Below are 21,474 nucleotides of genomic sequence, written 5' to 3' on the forward strand. Positions count from 1 at the left end.
TACCGCGAGAATGATCGCCCTTCGCACAGGAGTTGTTAGCTTTGGTGTGGAGGGCGTGCTTTTTTCTTGCAGAAAACAGGAGCATTTTAAAGCTTCCATAATCAGAAAGAGCTGCCCCAAAAAGACAGCTTGATCCCAAGAAAGATTCAGGAGGAAAACATGAGTAAAGAACTTGCAAAGACTTATGATCCCAAGGGTATTGAGGATCGTCTGTACAAAAAATGGATGGATAACGGATACTTCCATGCAAAAGTTAATCCGGACAAAAAACCTTTCACAATCGTAATGCCGCCGCCCAATGTAACCGGACAGCTGCATATGGGCCATGCACTGGATGAGACCATGCAGGATATCCTGATCCGTTTCAAGAGAATGCAGGGTTATGAGGCTCTCTGGCAGCCGGGAACAGACCATGCAGCCATCGCTACAGAGGTTAAGGTAACAGAGAAACTTCGTAAAGAAGGTATCGACAAGAACGAGATCGGCCGCGAGGAATTTATGAAACATGCCTGGGCATGGAAAGAAGAGTACGGCGGAAAGATCATCAACCAGCTGAAAAAACTGGGTGCATCTGCAGACTGGGAGCGCGAGCGCTTTACCATGGATGAAGGCTGCTCCAAGGCTGTTCAGGAGGTATTTATCCGTCTCTATGAAAAAGGATATATTTACAAAGGTTCCAGGATCATCAACTGGTGTCCGGTATGCCAGACTTCTATTTCCGATGCAGAGGTTGTACATGAGGACCAGGATGGATATTTCTGGCACATCAATTATCCGATCGTAGGTGAGGAAGGACGTTTTGTTGAGATCGCAACCACTCGTCCGGAGACACTTCTCGGTGATACAGCAGTTGCTGTAAATCCGGAGGATGAGAGATATAAAGATCTTGTAGGCAAGATGCTGAAACTTCCTCTTACAGACAGAGAGATCCCGGTTATTGCCGATGAGTATGTTGACAAGGAATTCGGAACAGGCTGCGTTAAGATTACACCGGCACATGACCCCAATGACTTCGAGGTTGGACGCCGCCATAATCTTGAGGAGATCAATATCCTTAACGATGATGCGACTATCAACAGCCTTGGCGGAAAATATGCAGGTATGGACCGTTACGAGGCACGTAAGGCCATGGTAGAAGACCTGAAAGAGCAGGGACTCCTTGTAAAAGTTGTTCCGCACAGTCACAGCGTTGGTACCCATGATCGCTGCGGTACAACCGTAGAGCCAATGATCAAACCACAGTGGTTTGTAAAAATGGATGAAATGGCAAAAGCTGCCATCAAGACTCTGGACGACGGAAATCTTCAGTTTGTTCCGGCACGTTTTGACAAGACTTACCTGCACTGGCTGGAGAATATCCGTGACTGGTGTATTTCCCGTCAGCTCTGGTGGGGACACAGAATCCCGGCTTATTACTGCGATGAGTGCGGTGAGATGGTTGTTGCAAGAGAAATGCCTGAGAAGTGCCCGAAATGCGGATGCACACATATGCACCAGGATGAGGACACTCTGGATACCTGGTTCAGTTCCGCACTGTGGCCATTCTCCACGCTTGGATGGCCGGATAAGACACCGGAGCTTGAGTACTTCTATCCGACAGATGTTCTGGTAACCGGATATGATATCATCTTCTTCTGGGTTATCCGTATGGTATTTTCCGCACTGGAGCAGACCGGTGAGACTCCGTTCCACCATGTACTGATCCACGGCCTGGTACGTGACTCCCAAGGACGTAAGATGAGTAAATCCCTTGGAAACGGTATCGATCCGCTGGAAGTTATCGATAAATACGGTGCAGATGCACTTCGTCTGACTCTGATGACAGGTAATGCACCTGGAAATGACATGCGTTTCTACTGGGAGCGTGTAGAGTCCAGCCGTAACTTTGCAAACAAGATCTGGAATGCATCCCGTTTCATTATGATGAACCTGGAAGGAAAGACCGTAACAGAGCCGGAAGACCTGAACGCTCTTTGCAACGAGGATAAATGGATCCTTTCCAGACTGAACACCGTGATCCGCGATGTTACCGAGAACATGGATAAATATGAGCTTGGAATCGCTGTACAGAAAGTTTATGACTTCCTGTGGGATGAGCTCTGTGACTGGTATATCGAGATGGCCAAAGTAAGACTGTGGAAAGCAGAGGAGAACCCGGCAGCAGCAAACGATGCACTGTGGACACTTCGCACTGCACTGACACAGGGACTGAAGCTTCTTCATCCGTTCATGCCGTTTATCACAGAGGAGATCTACTGCACACTGCTTCCTGAGGAAGAGTCCATTATGATCTCTGACTGGCCGGTATACAAAGATGAGATGAACTTTGCAGATGCTGAGAAAGCAGTTTCAAGCTTCCAGGAGGTTGTACGTGGAATCCGTAACACCAGAAACGAGATGAACGTACCGCAGAACAGAAAGACAAATATCTACATCGTAGGCAAGGATGCAGAGTGCTGTGCACGTTTTGAGTCCTGCAAGAAATCCTTTACAAACCTTGCGTTTGCAAAAGAGATCCACGTACAGCAGGATAAGAACGGAATCGGTGAGGATGCGGTATCCATCGTTGTGGCAGACGGTGTGGTTTATCTGCCGCTGGAGGATCTGATCGACCGTGAAAAAGAAATCGAACGTCTCACAAAAGAGCAGGAGCGACTTACAAAAGAAATCGCACGCTGCGAGGGAATGCTGAACAATCCGAATTTTGTGAACAAGGCACCTGCAGCCAAGGTAGAGGCAGAGAAGGAGAAACTTGAGAAATACAAAGAGATGAAAGAGAAAGTGAACCTGCAGTTAACACAGATGGTGAAATAACGAAGGAGTGTTTTAATGAAGTGGTGTAACTTTTTCAATAAGATTTCGCTGATACTTCAGGCTCTGGGCTGTGCAGTCCTGTACTTTGTGATCGAGGCCATATGCAGGCACTCGTTCACAGAGGCGTGGACCTACATGACCACAAGGCCGCTTGTATTTGCTTATAATGCAGCGTTTATCTTTACGACGATGCTGATTGTTTATCTCTTCCGAAAGAGAATTTTCTGGCGTATCTTTGTGGGCAGCTTATGGCTGTTTCTGGGAATCGTAAACGGTGTGCTTCTTCTCAACCGTGTCACACCGTTTACAGGACCGGATGTGAAGAATCTGACAGATGGTCTCAGTATTGCAAAAAAATATCTGACCCATACCCAGATGACCATAGGTGCAGTTCTTCTGGGAATTGCGGTTCTAATCCTTCTGATCATCCTGATAAGGTCGCCGAAGTACAGAGGCAAGCTGAAATATAAGGTGAATATTCCACTGGTCCTGGTTGGGGTTCTTGCATTTGGAGGAATCACACAGCTTGCTCTGGAAAAAAGAGTTCTTTCCAATTATTTTGGAAATATTGCCATAGCTTATGAGGATTACGGATATCCTTACTGTCTGGCAACGACGATCTTTAATACCGGAATCAGTGCACCGAGAGATTATTCCAAAAGCGAGATCAAAAGGATCGAGAAGTCGGAAGAAAATCTTCCGGAAACGAAAGAAGGCAGTCATCCGAATATTCTGTTTTTGCAGCTGGAGTCCTTTTTTGATCCTACGCTGGTAAATTATCTGGAGCTGTCAGAAGATCCTATTCCGAATTTCAGAAAGCTGATGAAGGAGTATTCCTCCGGATATTATAAGGTACCTTCCGTAGGAGCCGGAACCGCAAATACTGAGTTTGAATCCATTACTGGAATGAGCCTTCATTATTTTGGACCGGGAGAATATCCTTACAAGAGTATCCTTAAGGAAACTACATGTGAGAGCGCGCCGTATGTTCTGAAGAATCTGGGCTATACTGCCCATGCAGTACATAACAATGAGGCGAATTTCTACGGAAGAAGAAGCATTTTCCCGAATCTGGGATTTGATACCTTTACTTCGGCAGAGTACATGAAGGATGAAAACCAGAAGAACCCGTTGGGCTGGACCAAGGACAGTGTCCTCACCGATGAGATCGTCAAGTGTCTGGATTCCACAGAAGGACCTGATTATGTATATACTATTTCCGTACAGGGACATGGAGATTACCCTTCAGAACCGGTGCTGGAAAATCCGGAGATCACAGTTTCCGGGGCCCCTACGGACGAGCTGAACAATAAGTGGGAGTATTATGTAAATCAGATCCATGAGATGGATGATTTTGTCAAAGAGCTGACTGATAAGCTGGCAGATTATCCGGAGGATGTGGTACTGGTTATGTATGGTGATCATCTGCCAACCATGGGACTGACTGTGGAGGATGTGGAGAATAAATATCTGTTCCAGACAGAGTATGTGATGTGGGATAATTTCGGACTTAAGAAAAAGAAAGAAAATCTTGCGGCATACCAGATGGCAGCAGAGGTTATGGACCGTGTAGGTATCCATGAGGGAAATACTTTCAAGTATCATCAGGCAAGAAGAAATACCAAAAATTATCAGGTGGATCTGGAGACCCTGCAGTACGATCTTCTTTACGGAAAGCAGTATACATATGACGGAGAGAATCCTTTTGAGCGGACAAAGATGCGTATGGGAATCTATGATACCACACTGGATTCCATTCAGGTTGTGTCTGAGACGGATCACACCTATTATATCCAGGGAACAAACTTTACGCCGTCCAGCCAGGTGAAGATCAACGGAGAATGGTACGATACGGTTTACGTGAATCCTACCAAGCTGATCATTACCGGAAAGGAACTGGATGATTTTGACCGGCTCTCGGTAGTGCAGCGAAGCAACAGTTCCACAAGAAAGGCCATGACAAAGAGCCATGACCGGGCGGTCTATGCGCTGCTCGCTGACAGCAAGTGGAAGCTTGACAGTGAAAAGAGCAGTTCTGATACAGGGTCAATGGAGGAAACGGATACAGCGTCAGAAACGGAATCCACAGAAGATTCCGGTGAAGAAAACAGTACAGACAACCAGTAAATGGCATAGAAAAGATACTCCGATACAAAAAATGTCGGATAAAATATTACGATTAGGACTGGACATCTTCCACCACTATTATATAATGGTATCGTAACGAACAGAAGGGGAGAAGCTTTTCTCCCCAAAAGTTCTTTACGAATACATTATAGATAAGTGATGGTTTTTTTTATGAATTACGAAGAAGCAGTTGCGTATATTGAAGATATACCGAGATTTACTACTAAGAACAGCCTGGACCATACCAGAGAATGTTTAAGAAGACTTGGAGATCCGCAGAGGAAATTCCGTGTGATCCATGTGGCAGGAACCAACGGAAAGGGAAGTACCTGTGCTTTTATCACATCGGTCCTTCGGGAAGCAGGATATTCCTGCGGACTTTTTACATCTCCTCATCTGGTGGAGATCAACGAGCGTTTTCAGATCAACGAGGAAGTGATCGATGACGATACCTTCCTTTGTGCTTTTGAAAAAGTTAAAAAGCTTTCCGATGAGCTGGTTGCGGAGGGTAGCTATCATCCCACCTATTTTGAGACACTCCTTCTGATGGGAATGGTGATCTTTGCAGAAGCCGGCGTGGATTATGTAACACTGGAGACCGGTCTTGGCGGACGTCTGGATGCAACCACTGCTGTGGAGAATCCGGCAGCCTGTGTGATCACATCCATCAGCCTCGATCATATGCAGTATCTTGGAAATACAGTTTCCGAGATCGCAGGAGAGAAGGCAGGGATCATGGTGCCGGGGGTTCCGGTGATCTACGATGGAAATGATCCGGATGCGGCCGGAGTGATGCGTGAGCATGCAGAGAAGCTGGGATGTCCATGATTATGAGCTGAAACGGGAAGACACAGAGATCCATAAGATCACAAAGGATGGAATCCGGTTTTCTCTTAAGGACGAGACATATGGCGATACCGTATTTGATATACCGTTTATCGCCCGTTATCAGGTTATGAATGCAGCTCTTGCGGTGAAAACCATTCAGGTACTGGAAGATCAGATTCCGGTATCTCTGGAGGCTCTGAAGGCTGGTATGGCAAAAACACGCTGGCAGGGAAGGATGGAAACGGTTCTTCCGGGTGTGATCGTGGATGGCGCACATAACGAAGACGGTGTTGAGAAGTTTGTAGAGACAGCAGAACATTTCCAGAAGGAATTTCCTCTGACTCTACTGTTTTCCGCAGTGGATGACAAGGACTATACGGATATGATCCGCACGATCTGTAGCAGGATCCGTTTTCGACATGTGATCGTCACACAGGTAGGCGGATACCGTAAAGTTCCGGTAGAAGAGCTTGCGGAGATCTTCCGTGAAGACGGAGTACCGGAAGTGGAAGCAATAGAGGATGTTCCAGCAGCTTTTGAACGGGCAGTAAAGGAAAAAGGTGAGGATGGAATGCTGTTCTGTGTAGGATCCCTTTATCTGGTCGGTGAGATCAAGGCTGTGATCAGGAGGAAAAAATTATGATCGATTACGAAGAGGAACTGAAGAAATTTGAACCATGTCTGGATGTGGCAGATGTAGAAGGTGTCATTTATGACCGGGAGATCACAGATATCATGGATGTACTCCAGGAGATGCTGCGTGAGGTCAAGAGCAACAGACGTGTAAGATAAGGAGAAGTGGATGAACTGCATAAACTGTGGAGCGTTCCTGACGGATACAGATCTGGATTATTGTCCGCACTGTGGAGCCAATGTACTGATCCAGAAGAAGGTGGATTATCTTTCCAAGCTTTATTATAATCAGGGGCTGGAAAAAGCCAGCATCCGGGATCTGTCCGGGGCGATCAGCTGTCTGAAGCAAAGTCTTGCTTATGACAAACGGAATATCCGTGCAAGAAATCTTCTTGGTCTTGTATATTTTGAGACCGGTGAGGTGGTTGCCGCACTGAGTGAGTGGGTCATCAGCAAGAATATCCAGAAGAACCGAAATCTGGCTTCAGAATATATTGCCAGGCTTCAGGCAAACCAGAACAAACTGGAAACAATCAACGAAAGCATCAAGAAATATAACAATGCCCTCGCCATGTGCAGGGAAGGCCATGAGGATATGGCGGCCATCCGCCTGAAAAAGATCCTGTCCCAGAATCCCAAGCTGATCAAGGGGTATCATCTTCTTGCTCTGATCCAGATGAAGAATCAGGAGTGGAATAAGGCGAGAAGAACCCTGAAAAAAGCAGCCAGGATCGACAAGACCAATACCACCACACTTCGTTTCCTGCGTGAAGTTGACGAGCAGACGGGTGTTACCACAAAGATGGAAAAAGGGCGTAAGGGCTTGTTTGGAAATGAAAAAAATGAGAATGATAATATTTCAGGAGAAATCGTTGTAAGGCCGTCGTCTTATAAAGAAAGATCAAAGATATCACTTTTCTTTACCACGGTACTTGGATTTGCGGCAGGGGCGGCAGCATTCTGGCTCCTTGTACTGCCGGCTGTGAAACAGGATATTTACAGGCAGGCCAATCAGCAGATCATACAGTACAGTGATTCTCTTTCCAGCCAGAGCGTGGAGCTCACCAAAGCTCAGGGAGAAGCTGCCCAGTCCAGTGATACGGCAGATGCAGTTGCCAAGCAGGCAGAGGAAGAGCAGAAACGCAGTCAGAGCTATGAGGCTTTGTTTAATGCATATACTGCCATGCAGCAGGATGATCTGGATACAGCAGCGCTGGAGCTCCAGAAGGTATATGTGGATACACTGTCAGATTCTGCAAAGGGGATCTACAGTACTATCAGCGGAAAGACCGGTGTAAGCGGGATCGAGAGCGGAGCTTCTGACGGAACGGCAAGTGCTGACAGCAGCACAGATGGAACATCTGAAGCAGGAGCTGATGCCGCTGCTTCGGATGGAGAGGATACACAGAGCTCTGACGGAGATACCGGAGAAGACAGCAGCTACAGTGACGGAGGATATGAGGATTCCTCTTACGATGACGGTTATACAGAATAAAAAAGATCATAACTCATACAGAGGAGAAACCTCGGATAAGGGGAATGTGCGTTGGCGCATTCCTCTTTTTTTACCCTTTGGTCATAAAAAATGGAATAAAAAATCAAAAATGGGGGAATGATAAAATGACATCAGGTTTTGAAAAATCCGGAACCGTGCTGACTGTACATCTTCCGGCGGAACTGGATCATCCGGCTTCTGATGAGATTCGGAGAGATTCAGACCGAATTATTGGACATGACTATATAAAAAATATGATCTTTGATTTCTCAGAGACCGTTTTTATGGACAGTTCCGGAATCGGTCTGCTGATGGGGAGATATCGGGCACTTGGCATGAGGGGGAAATGTGTGCAGGTTATCAATGTGAACAGTCATATTGCAAAGCTTCTGCGGCTATCCGGAGTGGGAAAATATATTGAAATCTGTGGAAGTGAAAAATCGGCAGGCGAACAGGAGGGTGTTTATGATGGAAAACACAAATGAAATGACGATCATTTTTGACAGCAGACCGGTAAATGAAGCACTGGCAAGAGTGGCTGTGGCTTCATTCTGCACACAGCTGAATCCTACGCTGGAAGAAATTTCGGATCTGAAGACCGCAGTATCGGAGGCAGTGACCAACTGCATCATACACGGGTATGAAGGGGAGATACATAAGATCCGGGTAGAATGTCGTCTCCGAGGGCAGGAGCTTCAGGTAGATGTAACGGATCACGGAGCCGGGATCCCGGATATCAAAAAAGCCATGGAGCCACTGTTTACCACAAAGGCTGATAAAGACCGCTCCGGTATGGGGTTTACATTCATGGAGGCATTTATGGATGAGCTTCAGGTGGAATCGGAGGTTGGTCGTGGAACTACTGTGCACATGAAAAAGATCATCAGGAGGTAACTATGGATCGTACTCTTGTCCTCATCGGGCGTGCACACCAGGGGGATAAAGCGGCAAGAGATCTTTTGTTTGAGGAAAATACAGGGCTGATATACAGTGTGGCAAAGCGTTTTTTGGGACGTGGGGTGGAGATGGAGGATCTGTTCCAGATCGGCAGCATCGGACTTCTGAAAGCAGTGGATAAGTTTGACATGTCCTATGATGTGAAATTTTCCACCTATGCAGTTCCAATAGAGTACGATAAAGGAAATGACCGGAAAAGCCTTAAAATAAGGGATTTCTGATAAAGGCATTGGATAAAAAAACAGTGCTGTCAGATGTACATTTCGATATCTTATGTTGAAATAACAGTATAGATAAGATATTGAAAATAATTCGGAATTGTTTCTGATAGGAACCTTCTTGAATGAGATGATGACCATTCAAAGGAGGTTTTTTTATGGCAAGAATTATGACAAGAAGAAAAGCCATACCCAAGGCAATCGAATTACTGCAATGTCTGCCACAGACGGAGGAAGTTGTGGAAGTGATACAGGCACTAAAAAAATATTCTTCCACGCCATTGGATAGATGGGATGCAGCCAGTGTATATGAAGCATTAGATGAATGGACAGAATCTCATAATGGTATACCACCGAGAATAAAAGAGTGTGACAGCCATAAAGAGCTACCAAGCCATATGGTCTTTGAAAAGCTTTTTGGAAAAACAGCCAGAGAATTTCTAAATGATTATTATGGTGAGATGGAATACGTAAGGATTGGACGTCATGGAACAAGGTGTGTGGATGATCAATATGATTTTTTGGAAATATTTAAAAACGAATTTGAACGGATACAACCGGCAACGTCAAAAATATATGATGCTTGTAGAAATCCAGAAACACCATCATGGGGAACGATTGCAAGAAGATGTAAAGTGTCTTCCTGGTCAGAGTTGGTTACACTGTCCGGTGTAGAAGCGAATTGCATTAGAAGAAGATATGACACATATAATATTAGAAATAAGTTGAGCGTTTCACAAAAAACGAATTTGGAAACGGATTTGACAGCACACGAACAGCAGGAAGAAAAAGAAAGATTTGAGGCATTGCTGATAAAGACGCATGATTTAACATTGCAGGCTGAAAATCAGAAAAAGGCAGAAAAAGCAGTTTCAAAACATACATTACGAATCGGGAGGAAATAGAGATGGCAAAAGTTATAGCAATAGTCAATCAAAAAGGTGGTGTCGCAAAGTCAACTTCCTGTGTGAATTTAGGAATCGGATTGGTAAAAAAAGGATATAAAGTTCTGGCAATAGATTTTGATCCACAGGGAAGTTTAACAGAAAGTCTTGGATATCAGAATCCAGATGAATTAGAAATAACAGTAGCGACAATTCTTCATTGTGAAATGAATGGTCTTGAATTACCAGAAGGATATGGAATTCTTCACCATGAAGAGGGAATAGACATTCTTCCGGCAAATATTGAACTGTCTGGGGTAGAAGTTAGTCTGGTAAATGTTATGAGCAGAGAATATGTGTTAAAACAGTTTATCAAGACAATTTCGCCAGAATATGATTATATCCTGATTGATAATATGCCATCGCTAGGAATGCTTACTGTAAATGCTCTTGCAGCAGCTGATTCGGTTATCATTCCGGTTATGGCACATTATCTTCCTGTTAAAGGATTGGAACAGTTGATGCAGACCATATATAAAGTTAGAAAGCAGATAAATCGAAAGCTTCAGATTGACGGAATCTTACTTACCATGGTAGATCGAAGAACGAATTTTTCAAAAGAGATTATAGAGTTGCTTCATGATAATTATGGCGAATATATCAATATTTTCAAGACTGCAATCCCGTTTTCGATAAGGGCAGCAGAGACGAGTGCTGAGGGAGTAAGTATTTATAAACACGATCCGAAAGGTCGTGTTGCCGAAGCTTATAAAAAATTGGTAGAGGAGGTGATTGGTGATGGCAGTGAAAGAAAGTAGTGCTTCAAAGATAAAATTCAAAGGGGTAGATGCATTATTCGGATTGTCAGAGGAGCAGGAGTGTGTGCGAGAAATTCCGCTGGACGAGTTGGATACATTCAAGAATCATCCGTTTAAAGTGTTTAGGGATGATAAAATGGAGGAAATGATTGAAAGTATTTCAGAATATGGAGTTCTTGTGCCAGGAATTGCAAGACCTTCAAATTCAGGGGAAAAGGATTATGAATTAGTTGTGGGACACAGAAGAAAATATGCTTGCAGGGAATTAGGACTGAAAACAATGCCGGTCATTATCAGAGATATGTCTGATGATGAAGCAACTGTGGTTATGGTCGATTCCAACATTCAAAGAGAAAATCTGCTATATAGTGAGAAGGCATTTGCATACCGCATGAAGTATGAAGCATTGAAACGTCAGGGTAGACGGACTGATTTAACTTTGGTCCAAGTTGAACCAAAGTTGAAAAAAAGATGGGCAGCTGAGATGGTTGGCACAGAAGTCGGAGAGACAATGAGTACGATCAAACGATATATACGCTTGACCTACTTGTCGAATTACTTGCTGGAGTTTGTAGATAAAAATGAATTGCCATTTACTGTTGCAGTTGATTTATCTTATTTGAAAAGTAATGAGCAGTCATTGTTACTGGCGTTTATAGGAACAACAAAGAAAATGCCAAATGGATCTCAGGCAAAAAAACTGAAAGACCTTAGCCAGCAAAAAGAATTGACTGGAGAAGATATAGAGAAAATTCTTAGAGGAGAAGCAAAAGTGAATTATCAGAAAATCAGTTTTTCAGAAAAGCAACTGCAAAAATATTTTCCACCAGATTACAAGAAAGAGCAAATCGAAAAAATAATTTTCCAGTTATTAGATTCGTGGAAAGCACAAACAGAGCAAAGGGGATGATAAAGTGGAATATGAAAAGCAAATAAGATATAATGATAGACAGATGCAAAGATATCAGGCATATCTTTCTAAAGTACAGAAGATAAACAGATTAGATAAGAGGACGAAAGAAATGACGATTGGAGATGTAATTAAAAAATCAATTCTGCCACTGGCATTTATGGTATTCTGGTTTTGGATGACAAAAACAATTATGAAGGTCAGTGGGCAGACGGATTGGTTCTGGTGGGTATTTATTGCCGGACTTCCATTTGGAATACATAAAATGCGGTTGATTCTAATTCCGAGAGGAATGGATACCACAGCAACACTTGGGATGGCTGCATTAAGTGTCATTATTGGAGCATTGATTGGAAGCATCATGATTCCAGTGTATGTGATCAGAGCGATATACGTGTTTATACGGTATGTCATTGGAAAATAGAATATTAGATTGATAAGAGGCAGGCTTGCGAAAATAAAAATCGTAAGTCTGCCTCTTTTTTTGTGCTTAAAAACAGGCAATTCAGGGGAATTCCCTTTTGCAAATATATATATTCTTGGAGGATTTTTAAGATGAGAGAGCGAATTGAAAGTAAGCATGTAACAAAGGAAATCAAAAGTCAGATGCCAGTGATTCCGGTGGCAATTGTTAAAGAAAGAGGCTGTACGTTCTGCCCATATTATCTGGGCAATTATGAGAAACAGCCACGCTGTATGATGAAAACCTGTGCCTGGGATGATGAAAATGAACGTTTCCATCCAGTTCTTCGTGAACTGATCCCATTTTACAAAGAGAAGATGGAAAAAGCAGAAGAAAAATTCCTGGCAATGAAAAAGATTTACACAACACTGTTAGGAATGTTTGCCGATGAAATGAAGCAAGAAGAGTTGGAAAAAGATGAATGTTACGGATGTGCCTATGGAAAATGTGGACCATGTATCGGTATCTGTTACAAATCAATGAAAGCATAGGAGGGGTAAGCCAATGAATACAACAGTTATTTCCGGGCGATTAGTAAGAAATCCCGGATACAACGAAGTGGAGAATGAAAAAGGACTTCATAAGATTGCCAAGTTCGTTCTGGCAGTCAGAAGAAATTATTCCGATGAAGTCAGTTTCATTCCGGTAAAGGCTTTTGCAAAGAAAGCAGAATTTGCCAGAGATTATCTGATGCAGGGAACGAAGGTCATGGTGGAAGGCGAGATTGTCACAGGTAATTATGAAGATAAGGATACCGGGAAAAAGATCTATACCACCGAAGTGTATGCAAACCGGATTGAATTCGCAGGTGCAAAAATGGTTGACAGACCACCGTTTCCAGAAGATGCGGAAGGGTTCTTAGAGATCCCAGAGGGTATGGAAGAAGAAATGCCGTTTAGATAGAGGAGGATAAAAGATGGTTTCAGTAGATCAGGCGTATATGGTAGGGCATATGAAAAATGCCGATGGAAGTATCAACAACAAAAATGTAGTGCTGTCAGCAGCATGTGAAGCAGCGGAACTGTTCCAGTGCATGATGGCAGTAAATCAGAAACTGGAGGACTGGCAGAGATTTAATCACACCTTGGAGATGCATCTTAGAAGTGTGGAATGTGAGAAAATCCATGATATCTGTCAGGCAGTATACGGAATGAAACATCCGTCCAATGAACTGGAAGGATTGTATCTGGCAAGAGAGGATGAACAGATATGCCTGCTGTACTATCAGGTGTTTGTAGGGATGCTGGAAATCAATATTAATTCAGCCGAAGTGCTGTACAAACAGAAGGAGGAAACAATCAATGAGTAAGATGGAGTATATGCCGGTAGATTGTCTGCAGGTGCCAAAGGTGCTGTTTCAGATGGAAAAATACAAAAATCTGTCAAATACAGCAAAGATTCTATACAGCTTATTTCTGGATCGTTTGAAATTTGCGGTGCAAAATGGCTGGGTAGATCATAACGGGAATCTGTTTGTTATCTATCCCAAAAGTGAAATAAAGAAAGACCTGAATACGACTCGATATGGAGTAGATCAGGCAGTACAGGAACTGGTTCAGGTTGGTAAACTGGTGCGTATCATTCCAAACAATGGAAAGGCGAACCACTTTTATATCAATGGTATTTATGAAAATGAGATGGAGGAAGAATCAATGATGACATTAGATACTATCATGGCAAATATGCCGCTGGCTGAAAGAGAAATTATTATGGATAAGATGGTGAAAGCATCCAGAGATATTTTTGAAACTATTGCGGATATGGGATATATTGATCAATATGAAACGTCTTTAACTGCAATGGAAAAGCGAGGATACCAGGATGAGCTTGGAGAGATGGATATTGATCAAATTCAGGCTGATGGATATGAGTTTGGTATGGATCTTGCATTTGGAATTCTGGAGGAAAATGAAAATAATCCTGCTCGTGTGTTAGATATCCAGAAATATGTGAACAGACAGTATGAAAGCTGTTCAAAAAAGAAGTTTATGAAGGTACTGGAAACCCTTGTTCATGCGATAGGGAATGATGAAGGCTTTATTGGTGATATGTATGCTTGTAACAAGAAGGCCAGAAATTATTATTTGGACGAAATGATTCAATCATTCAATTTTGTATTTGATGAGATGTGTCATGGTACAGGCAGTGCAGCAAATTGTGATTTTGATGTAGAAGAGTAGGAAAATATTATGGCAGATTTTGAATATTTCAGAGCAGAAGAATCTGACCAGTTTTCTTTTTTTCGGATACCAAAAGCTCTGTTCACAGAAAAAGAGTTTGCAAGCCTGTCCACAGACGCAAAGCTCCTTTATGGAATTCTGCTTGATCGAATCAGCCTGTCCAAGAAAAATGGCTGGATTGACAGTGATGGTTATGTCTATATCATTTACACGATTGCAGAATTGCAGGAGCTGTTGCGAATGTCGCATACAACAGTAACAAAGCTTCTTTATGAGCTTGACAGTGTGCATGGGATTGGATTGATCGAACGGTATCGGCAGGGGAATAATCGTCCTTCTGTCATATATGTGAAAAATTTTGTGAAACGGATCAGAGGAAAGCCAGTAAGATACGTTGCTTCTGGAACGCCAGAAACTGGAAATCCAGACTGCAAAGAATTGGAAATCCGGATTGCAAGAAACTGGAAGTCCGGAACGCAAAAAAATAGAAGTCCGGACTGCAAGAATCTGGATGGAAGTAATACTAAGATAAATAAGACTGAAAAGAATCATACTGATAAGAGTAAGGGCAATACTCACGCTTTGGAAGAAAAATTCAGTCTGTATGGGAGATTTAAAAATGTTGTTCTGTCGGAAGCTGAACTGCGGGAGTTGATGATGCTTTTTCCATGGGATTACCAGAAACGAATTGATCATCTTTCTGTTTATATGAAATCCAGTGGAAAAGAATATCAGAACCATTTTGCAACAATCTGTCTTTGGGCAGAAAGGGATGGAACCAGGATAGGAATGGATAAATATGAATTTCAGGAAGGAGAAAGCCTGTGATGGCAAACAAAGTAATAGCAGATTATCTGGACGAAGAGGGATGTCTTCATTGTGGCATCTGTGGAAAAAGAAAACAGATGAAAGTCAGTCTGATGGGTTTTGAGCATGTAGTGTCCTGTTTGTGCGAATGCGAGGTAAAAGCCAGGCAGGAACTGGATGAGAAGATGCAGAGGGAAGAAGCACAGCGGCAGCTTTATCAGAGAAAATCCGTCGGACTTCGGGAAAGAAGATTCTGGGAATGGAAATTTGAAAATGACAACGGAAGCAACCAGAAGATACTAATTGCCAGGCAGTATGTAGAAAACTGGACAGATATGAAGAGAAAAAATGTAGGATTGCTTTTGATGGGACCGGTTGGAACCGGGAAAAGTTTCTTTGCAGGCTGTATTGCAAATGCACTTTTGGAACAGGGAGAACGTGTCATGATGACAAATTTTTCTAGGATCTTAAATGAAATGACCAGCTATCAGGCAGATAAGAACCAGATTATACAAAATCTTGTGGATTATCCGTTGCTGATTATTGATGACTTGGGAATAGAACGAAATTCCGAGTTTGCTTTGGAGCAGGTCTATAATGTGATAGACAGCCGCTATTGTAAAATGCTTCCGCTGATCATAACAACGAATCTGGGACTGAATGAAATGAAGTCCACAGATTTGGATACTGCCCATCAGCGTATTTACAGTAGAATACTTGAAATGTGTGTTCCCATCTATTGTGGTGGAGAAGATAAGAGAAAAGAAGAAGGGACAGAAAAACTCGTACAGGTGCAGAACCTGATTACCGGTTAATCTGTCTTTTTTCATTAAAGGGGGTGATTGCCATGATTACAGATTTGGACAGCAGTTGAATCGCTGAAAGGAGGGAAAAGTCATGCAGGAAGAGGTAACTCAGAAAACGGTCACGTTCTGTATTCGGGCTACTAAGATTACGGCAGACCTGTTGAAAAAGGTTCTTGTTGCGTATCTGCGTCATCAGAAGCAGAAATCAGTAGAGAAGAAAGCACAGAAAAATCAGCCGAAACAGGGAAAGGTCACGGTAAAAGAGCTGGCAAAACAGAATGCCGGGATGGTCAATATCGAGATCACGGACAAAAATATCAAGTCCTTTGAACGGTATGCCAGAAAATATGGGATCAATTATGCTCTGAAAAAAGACAAGAGCAAAGAGCCGCCGGTTTATCTGGTATTTTTCAAGGGACGTGATCAGGATGCCCTCAATGCTGCTTTCCGTGAGTTTTCCCAGAAACAGATTCAAAAAGCGAATAAACCTTCCATTCATAAGCGTCTTGCAGCTTACCGGGCAATGATGCCAAAGAAGACGAAGGACAAAGTAAAGAACCGACATCAGGAACAGAGCCGATGAAGAAACAAAACGGCAATAATCTGATGCAGAAGTGGAAGAATAAAGCTGGGGTCAGGCTGTCCGCCCTGGATAAAAAGAAACTGGTTCTTACAAATCTTCCCTATGTTCTGACCGCTTTTTATGCGGACCGGGCATCCTGCTTATACAGGAGCAGTCCTGGAGAAGATATAGGGAACAAACTGTTATATGCGATGGAACATGCAGATCGGATCTTTACAGGGATTCTGTTGAGCTTTGACCTGAGAGATCTATTGGTTGGAGTTACTGTCGCAGTTATTTTGAAACTATTGGTTTGGCAGAAACAGTCAGATGCAAAGAAACTTCGGAAGGGAATCGAGTATGGTTCAGCCAGATGGGGAACTGCAGAGGATATCAAGCCTTATATGTCAGATGATCCCTGGATGAATATTCCGTTGACAGCAACAGAAGCATTGACTATGGAAAGTCGACCAAAACAACCGAAATATGCAAGAAATAAAAATATTGTAGTTATTGGCGGTAGTGGTTCCGGTAAGACACGATTTTTCGTGAAACCGTCGGTCATGCAGATGAATTGTTCCATGGTCATTACAGATCCAAAGGGCACTCTCATTGAGGAGTGCGGGAAGATGTTAGCAAAGGGATCGCCTAAGAGAGATAAGAATGGAAATATTATGAAAGATAAATCTGGAAAAGTGGTTCATGAGCCATATGTGATTAAGGTTTTGAATACCATTAACTTTTCAAAATCGCTTCATTACAATCCATTTGCTTATATACGGTCTGAAAAAGATATCTTGAAGCTGGTGACAACAATCATTGTGAATACCAAAGGCGAAGGGGAAAAAGCTTCCGAAGATTTTTGGGTGAAAGCAGAGAAATTGCTGTACACAGCACTGATTGCTTTTATCTGGTATGAAGGGGATGAAGAGGAAAAGAATCTGAATACCCTTCTGGATCTTTTGAACGAAAGCGAAACCCGTGAAGAGGATGAAACTTACCAGAATCCTGTGGATATGATGTTCCAGGAGCTGGAAGAAAGAGATCCGCAGCACTTTGCGGTCAGACAGTATAAAAAATATAAAATGGCGGCTGGTAAAACGGCGAAGTCGATTTTGATATCCTGTGGAGCCAGACTTGCCCCATTTGATATCGCAGAACTTCGTGAGATCATGTCTTACGATGAAATGGAACTGGATAAGATCGGGGATAGGAAAACAGCCTTGTTCTTGATTATGTCCGACACAGATACAACCTTTAACTTTGTGATTGCCATGTTACAGTCACAGCTTTTCAATCTGCTTTGCGATAAGGCAGATGATGAATATGGTGGAAGACTTCCGGTGCATGTGCGTGTCATCGCTGATGAGTTCGCAAACATTGGTCAGATTCCTCAGTTCGATAAGCTGATCGCAACTATCCGAAGCAGGGAAATCTCTGCTTCTATTATTTTGCAGTCCCAGAGTCAGCTAAAGGCAATGTATAAGGATAGTGCAGATACCATTCTGGGCAACTGTGATACTACACTTTTTCTTGGTGGCAAAGAGAAAACTACCTTAAAGGAAATGAGTGAGCTTCTGGGGAAGGAAACCATTGATCTGTATAACACTTCGGAGACGAGGAGTAATCAGAAGTCCTTTGGATTGAATTACCAGAAAACAGGCAAACAGCTGATGACGGAAGATGAGATTGCAGTCATGGATGGAGGAAAATGTATCCTGCAGATCCGTGGTGCCAGACCATTTTTCTCGGATAAATATGATATCACGAAACACAAAAACTATCGGCTTCTTGCAGATGAAAACGAGAAGAACCGGTACAAAGTAGAAAAAGAGTCAAATCCGCAGTACACACCGAAACCCGAAGAAGAGGTGGAGGTAATTCAGGTAGAGCTGTCGGAGTAACCTTGGGAATGAACGAAAAATAATGAGGAAAGGAATAACTGACATTAGGTGCGCCGGCTTTTTAGTCGGTGTTTTTTCATTCCCGTAAACACCTGAAAGAAGTCAGTTTTGGTGACTGTATATGGCATTTTTTAGCAGTGCAATTACAACTTTAAAAACTCTTGTAGTCGCAATCGGCGCAGGTCTTGGCGTGTGGGGTGTCGTAAACCTTCTGGAAGGATATGGAAATGACAATCCCGGCGCTAAGAGCCAGGGCATCAAACAGCTGATGGCTGGTGCCGGAATCATGCTGCTGGGAACTACCCTGATTCCACAGCTGGCAACATTGTTCTCTTAAGAGGAGTGGTAGATGAACACCATCATTGAGAGAATTACGGAAGCGATAAAGGATATCCTGATCGGGCTTATTAAGTCAAGTTTGGATAACATGTTCACGTCTGTCAATGAGCAGGTGGGAAGCATAGCCGGGCAGGTGGGGCAGACACCGCAGGGATGGAATGCAGGGATTTTTAATCTGATTCAGAATATATCCCAAACGGTGATTGTCCCCATTGCGGGACTGATCATCACCTTTGTCCTGTGCTATGAATTGATCACGATGGTAACACAGAAAAACAATTTCCATGAATTTGAGACTTATAACATTTTCCTCTGGATCTTCAAAGCGTATGTAGCCGTTTATCTGGTGACAAATACGTTCAATATCACGATGGCGGTCTTTGATGTTGGCCAGCATGTGGTCAACAATGCCGCCGGGGTGATATCAGGAAACACTGCGGTGGATGCAACAGAAGCAATTTCACGGATTGTGGATGCCCTGGAGGATATGGAGTTAGGGGATTTGTTCCTGCTATCCATGGAAACGATGTTGATCAGTGTTACCATGCACATTCTGTCAATTATCATTACGGTAATCTTGTTCGGAAGAATGATAGAAATTTACCTTTATACTTCCATAGCACCAATTCCGTTTGCCACCATGACCAATAAGGAATGGGGCAATATCGGAAACAACTATTTAAAAGGCTTGTTCGCACTGGCATTTCAGGGATTCTTCATGATGGTCTGTGTGGGAATTTATGCAGTTTTAGTAAATGCAATGACCATATCCAGTGACCTTCATGCAGCAATGTTTTCAGTAGCGGCTTATACCGTGATTCTTGCATTTTCATTATTCAAGACCGGAAGCCTTAGCAAATCAATATTCAATGCCCATTAACGGGCAGGAAAGGAGCGCATACCATGGCGTATGTACCAGTACCAAAAGACCTTACCAAGGTCAAAACAAAAGTAGCGTTAAATCTGACAAAGCGGCAGCTGATTTTCTTTTCACTTGCCGCAGTTGTGGGGATTCCGTTTTATCTGTTCATGAGAAAACCAATCGGTTCCAGTATTGCTGCCATTCTGATGGTAACGATCATGCTTCCATTTTTCTTCATGGCAATGTATGAAAAAGACGGGCTTCCCTTTGAAAAAGTGGTGGCAAATATCATTCGACAGAAGTTTATCTGTCCAGCGGTAAGACCATATAAGACAGAAAATTTTTATCAGGAGATTTCCACCCTTGTAAAAAAGGAGGGTGTGCCGGATGGCAAAAAAGACAAAGCAGGAGGCTCAGCAGGAGCGTCTGTCTCTGGCGGAAAAAAGAAACCGTCAGGAAAGAAGAAACAAAAAAAGCAGAAAAGAAAGAGAACAGGAAAAGCGTAAGAAGAAACAGGAACGGGATCGCAGGAAACAGAAAGGCATTCCTACAACTGCACAGCAGAGCATTCCGTATATTCGGATGCTGCAGGATGGTATCTGCCAGGTGACAAAGACCTTTTTCTCTAAGACGATTCAGTTTTATGACATCAATTATCAGCTGGCTTTAAATGAGGATAAGACCACGATATTTGAGAATTACTGTGATTTCTTAAATTACTTTGATTCTTCCATCAGTGTGCAGCTGTCCTTTATCAATCAGCAGGTGGATGTGGCAGAATTTGAGAAAAGTATTGATATTCCGGATCAGAACGATGACTTCAATGCCATTCGTGAAGAATACCGTACTATGCTGAAAAATCAGCTTTCCAAAGGAAATAATGGTCTGGTAAAGACGAAGTATATCACTTTTGGAATTGAAGCAGAAAGTCTGAAGGTAGCAAGACCAAGGCTTGAAAGAATCGAAACAGATATCTTAAATAACTTTAAGGTTCTGGGAGCACAGGCACATTCTTTGAATGGACTGGAAAGGCTGGAGATTCTGTATCATGTGTTCAACCAGGATCGGATTGAACCATTTAAGTTCCAGTACAAGATGCTTCCGGAAACCGGATTAAAGACCAAAGATTTTATTGCACCGACTTCCTTTAACTTTTCCAAGAATCAGACATTTTTGATGGGAAGAACGATGGGAAGTGTGAGTTACCTTCAGATTCTTGCACCGGAGCTGACAGACCGGATGCTTGCAGATTTTCTGGATGTGGATGACAGCATCAATGTCAACATTCATATCCAGTCCATTGATCAGAGTTCAGCAATCAAGATGATCAAGAGTAAGATTTCTGATCTTGATAAGATGAAGATCGAAGAGCAGAAGCGTGCGGTACGTTCCGGTTATGATATGGACGTGCTTCCATCGGACCTTGTGACTTATGGCGAAGAGGCAAAGAATCTGCTGGAAGATCTGCAGTCCAGAAATGAGAGAATGTTCCTTGTGACAGTTCTGGTAATGAATACCGCAAAGAAGCGTCAGAAGCTGGATAATAATATTTTCCAGGTGCAGGGGATCGCACAGAAATATAACTGTTCCTTAAAACAGCTGGATTATCAGCAGGAAGCAGCACTCATGTCCTGTATTCCGCTTGGAGTCAATCGAATTGAAATTCAGAGAGGGCTTACCACATCTTCAACAGCGATCTTCGTGCCATTTACGACACAGGAACTGTTTCAGGAAGGGGAAGCTCTTTATTATGGATTGAATGCATTATCCAACAACATGATCATGGTTGATCGGAAACGTCTGAAGAACCCAAATGGACTGATTCTTGGTACACCAGGTTCCGGTAAGTCCTTCTCAGCAAAGAGGG

At 43.0% G+C, this 21,474-nt stretch carries 24 protein-coding genes and 1 pseudogene; all 25 read left to right on the forward strand.

Annotated features, from left to right (window positions below; genetic code table 11):
• The first annotated feature begins 159 nt into the window (after nt 1-159).
• Entirely contained in the window at nt 160-2,814 is a 2,655-nt protein-coding gene (locus tag AC04Q6_RS09845) for a valine--tRNA ligase (RefSeq protein WP_118071098.1), read from the forward strand.
• A gap of 15 nt (nt 2,815-2,829) precedes the next feature.
• Nucleotides 2,830-4,941, forward strand: coding sequence for an LTA synthase family protein (locus tag AC04Q6_RS09850; RefSeq protein WP_118071097.1), 2,112 nt, complete (start codon nt 2,830-2,832; stop codon nt 4,939-4,941).
• Nucleotides 4,942-5,112: 171 nt separating this feature from the next.
• The gene (locus AC04Q6_RS09855; protein WP_476389665.1) at nt 5,113-5,769 is read left to right on the forward strand and encodes a Mur ligase family protein; all 657 of its coding nucleotides are present in this window, start codon (nt 5,113-5,115) and stop codon (nt 5,767-5,769) included.
• A complete protein-coding gene (locus AC04Q6_RS09860) occupies nt 5,744-6,412 on the forward strand; it encodes a glutamate ligase domain-containing protein (RefSeq protein WP_476389666.1) in 669 nt (222 codons plus the stop codon). Before AC04Q6_RS09855 ends, AC04Q6_RS09860 begins: the two co-directional genes overlap by 26 nt.
• Nucleotides 6,409-6,561 carry a hypothetical protein gene (locus tag AC04Q6_RS09865; protein WP_015526890.1) on the forward strand — a complete coding sequence of 51 codons (153 nt, stop codon included), beginning with the start codon at nt 6,409-6,411 and terminating at the stop codon, nt 6,559-6,561. The genes AC04Q6_RS09860 and AC04Q6_RS09865 overlap by 4 nt, the downstream gene beginning before the upstream one ends.
• Before the next feature lie 10 nt (nt 6,562-6,571).
• Nucleotides 6,572-7,897, forward strand: coding sequence for a hypothetical protein (locus tag AC04Q6_RS09870; protein ID WP_118071095.1), 1,326 nt, complete (start codon nt 6,572-6,574; stop codon nt 7,895-7,897).
• A gap of 125 nt (nt 7,898-8,022) precedes the next feature.
• Entirely contained in the window at nt 8,023-8,382 is a 360-nt protein-coding gene (locus tag AC04Q6_RS09875) for an STAS domain-containing protein (RefSeq protein ID WP_118071094.1), read from the forward strand.
• The gene (gene spoIIAB, locus AC04Q6_RS09880; RefSeq protein ID WP_015526893.1) at nt 8,366-8,791 is read left to right on the forward strand and encodes an anti-sigma F factor; all 426 of its coding nucleotides are present in this window, start codon (nt 8,366-8,368) and stop codon (nt 8,789-8,791) included. The genes AC04Q6_RS09875 and spoIIAB overlap by 17 nt, the downstream gene beginning before the upstream one ends.
• Nucleotides 8,792-8,793: 2 nt before the next feature.
• A pseudogene (locus tag AC04Q6_RS09885) lies at nt 8,794-9,024 on the forward strand (sigma-70 family RNA polymerase sigma factor); the annotation flags it as partial.
• A 206-nt stretch (nt 9,025-9,230) separates the two neighbouring features.
• Nucleotides 9,231-9,977 carry a hypothetical protein gene (locus tag AC04Q6_RS09890; RefSeq protein ID WP_008688040.1) on the forward strand — a complete coding sequence of 249 codons (747 nt, stop codon included), beginning with the start codon at nt 9,231-9,233 and terminating at the stop codon, nt 9,975-9,977.
• A 2-nt stretch (nt 9,978-9,979) separates the two neighbouring features.
• Nucleotides 9,980-10,774, forward strand: coding sequence for a ParA family protein (locus tag AC04Q6_RS09895; protein WP_117577930.1), 795 nt, complete (start codon nt 9,980-9,982; stop codon nt 10,772-10,774).
• Complete coding sequence (locus tag AC04Q6_RS09900; protein WP_117577932.1) at nt 10,755-11,684, forward strand: ParB/RepB/Spo0J family partition protein; 930 nt, start codon at nt 10,755-10,757, stop codon at nt 11,682-11,684. Before AC04Q6_RS09895 ends, AC04Q6_RS09900 begins: the two co-directional genes overlap by 20 nt.
• Before the next feature lie 4 nt (nt 11,685-11,688).
• Entirely contained in the window at nt 11,689-12,108 is a 420-nt protein-coding gene (locus tag AC04Q6_RS09905) for a DUF6050 family protein (RefSeq protein WP_017144664.1), read from the forward strand.
• 131 nt (nt 12,109-12,239) lie between these two features.
• Entirely contained in the window at nt 12,240-12,638 is a 399-nt protein-coding gene (locus tag AC04Q6_RS09910) for a hypothetical protein (protein ID WP_008688044.1), read from the forward strand.
• A gap of 13 nt (nt 12,639-12,651) precedes the next feature.
• Nucleotides 12,652-13,050, forward strand: coding sequence for a single-stranded DNA-binding protein (locus tag AC04Q6_RS09915; RefSeq protein WP_005344165.1), 399 nt, complete (start codon nt 12,652-12,654; stop codon nt 13,048-13,050).
• A 13-nt stretch (nt 13,051-13,063) separates the two neighbouring features.
• Nucleotides 13,064-13,456, forward strand: coding sequence for a hypothetical protein (locus AC04Q6_RS09920; RefSeq protein WP_008688048.1), 393 nt, complete (start codon nt 13,064-13,066; stop codon nt 13,454-13,456).
• Complete coding sequence (locus tag AC04Q6_RS09925; RefSeq protein WP_476389667.1) at nt 13,449-14,327, forward strand: replication initiator protein A; 879 nt, start codon at nt 13,449-13,451, stop codon at nt 14,325-14,327. The genes AC04Q6_RS09920 and AC04Q6_RS09925 overlap by 8 nt, the downstream gene beginning before the upstream one ends.
• Nucleotides 14,328-14,336: 9 nt before the next feature.
• Nucleotides 14,337-15,155 carry a replication initiator protein A gene (locus tag AC04Q6_RS09930; protein ID WP_008688052.1) on the forward strand — a complete coding sequence of 273 codons (819 nt, stop codon included), beginning with the start codon at nt 14,337-14,339 and terminating at the stop codon, nt 15,153-15,155.
• A complete protein-coding gene (locus AC04Q6_RS09935; protein ID WP_118046439.1) occupies nt 15,155-15,949 on the forward strand; it encodes an ATP-binding protein in 795 nt (264 codons plus the stop codon). The genes AC04Q6_RS09930 and AC04Q6_RS09935 overlap by 1 nt, the downstream gene beginning before the upstream one ends.
• 82 nt (nt 15,950-16,031) lie before the next feature.
• A complete protein-coding gene (locus AC04Q6_RS09940; protein ID WP_054752943.1) occupies nt 16,032-16,523 on the forward strand; it encodes a PcfB family protein in 492 nt (163 codons plus the stop codon).
• A complete protein-coding gene (locus AC04Q6_RS09945) occupies nt 16,520-18,406 on the forward strand; it encodes a VirD4-like conjugal transfer protein, CD1115 family (protein WP_476389668.1) in 1,887 nt (628 codons plus the stop codon). The genes AC04Q6_RS09940 and AC04Q6_RS09945 overlap by 4 nt, the downstream gene beginning before the upstream one ends.
• 121 nt (nt 18,407-18,527) lie before the next feature.
• The gene (locus AC04Q6_RS09950; protein WP_017144663.1) at nt 18,528-18,743 is read left to right on the forward strand and encodes a Maff2 family mobile element protein; all 216 of its coding nucleotides are present in this window, start codon (nt 18,528-18,530) and stop codon (nt 18,741-18,743) included.
• Nucleotides 18,744-18,755: 12 nt separating this feature from the next.
• Nucleotides 18,756-19,625, forward strand: coding sequence for a VirB6/TrbL-like conjugal transfer protein, CD1112 family (locus tag AC04Q6_RS09955; RefSeq protein ID WP_476389669.1), 870 nt, complete (start codon nt 18,756-18,758; stop codon nt 19,623-19,625).
• Between the two features lie 23 nt (nt 19,626-19,648).
• Nucleotides 19,649-20,113 (forward strand): PrgI family protein, encoded by a 465-nt coding sequence (locus AC04Q6_RS09960; RefSeq protein WP_055268321.1) that lies wholly within the window; start codon nt 19,649-19,651, stop codon nt 20,111-20,113.
• The coding region (locus AC04Q6_RS09965) for a VirB4-like conjugal transfer ATPase, CD1110 family (protein ID WP_476389670.1) at nt 19,995-21,474 on the forward strand (1,480 nt) is incomplete at its 3' end. The genes AC04Q6_RS09960 and AC04Q6_RS09965, both read left to right, overlap by 119 nt.

This window comes from Blautia sp. HA9023 (genome assembly GCF_056504095.1).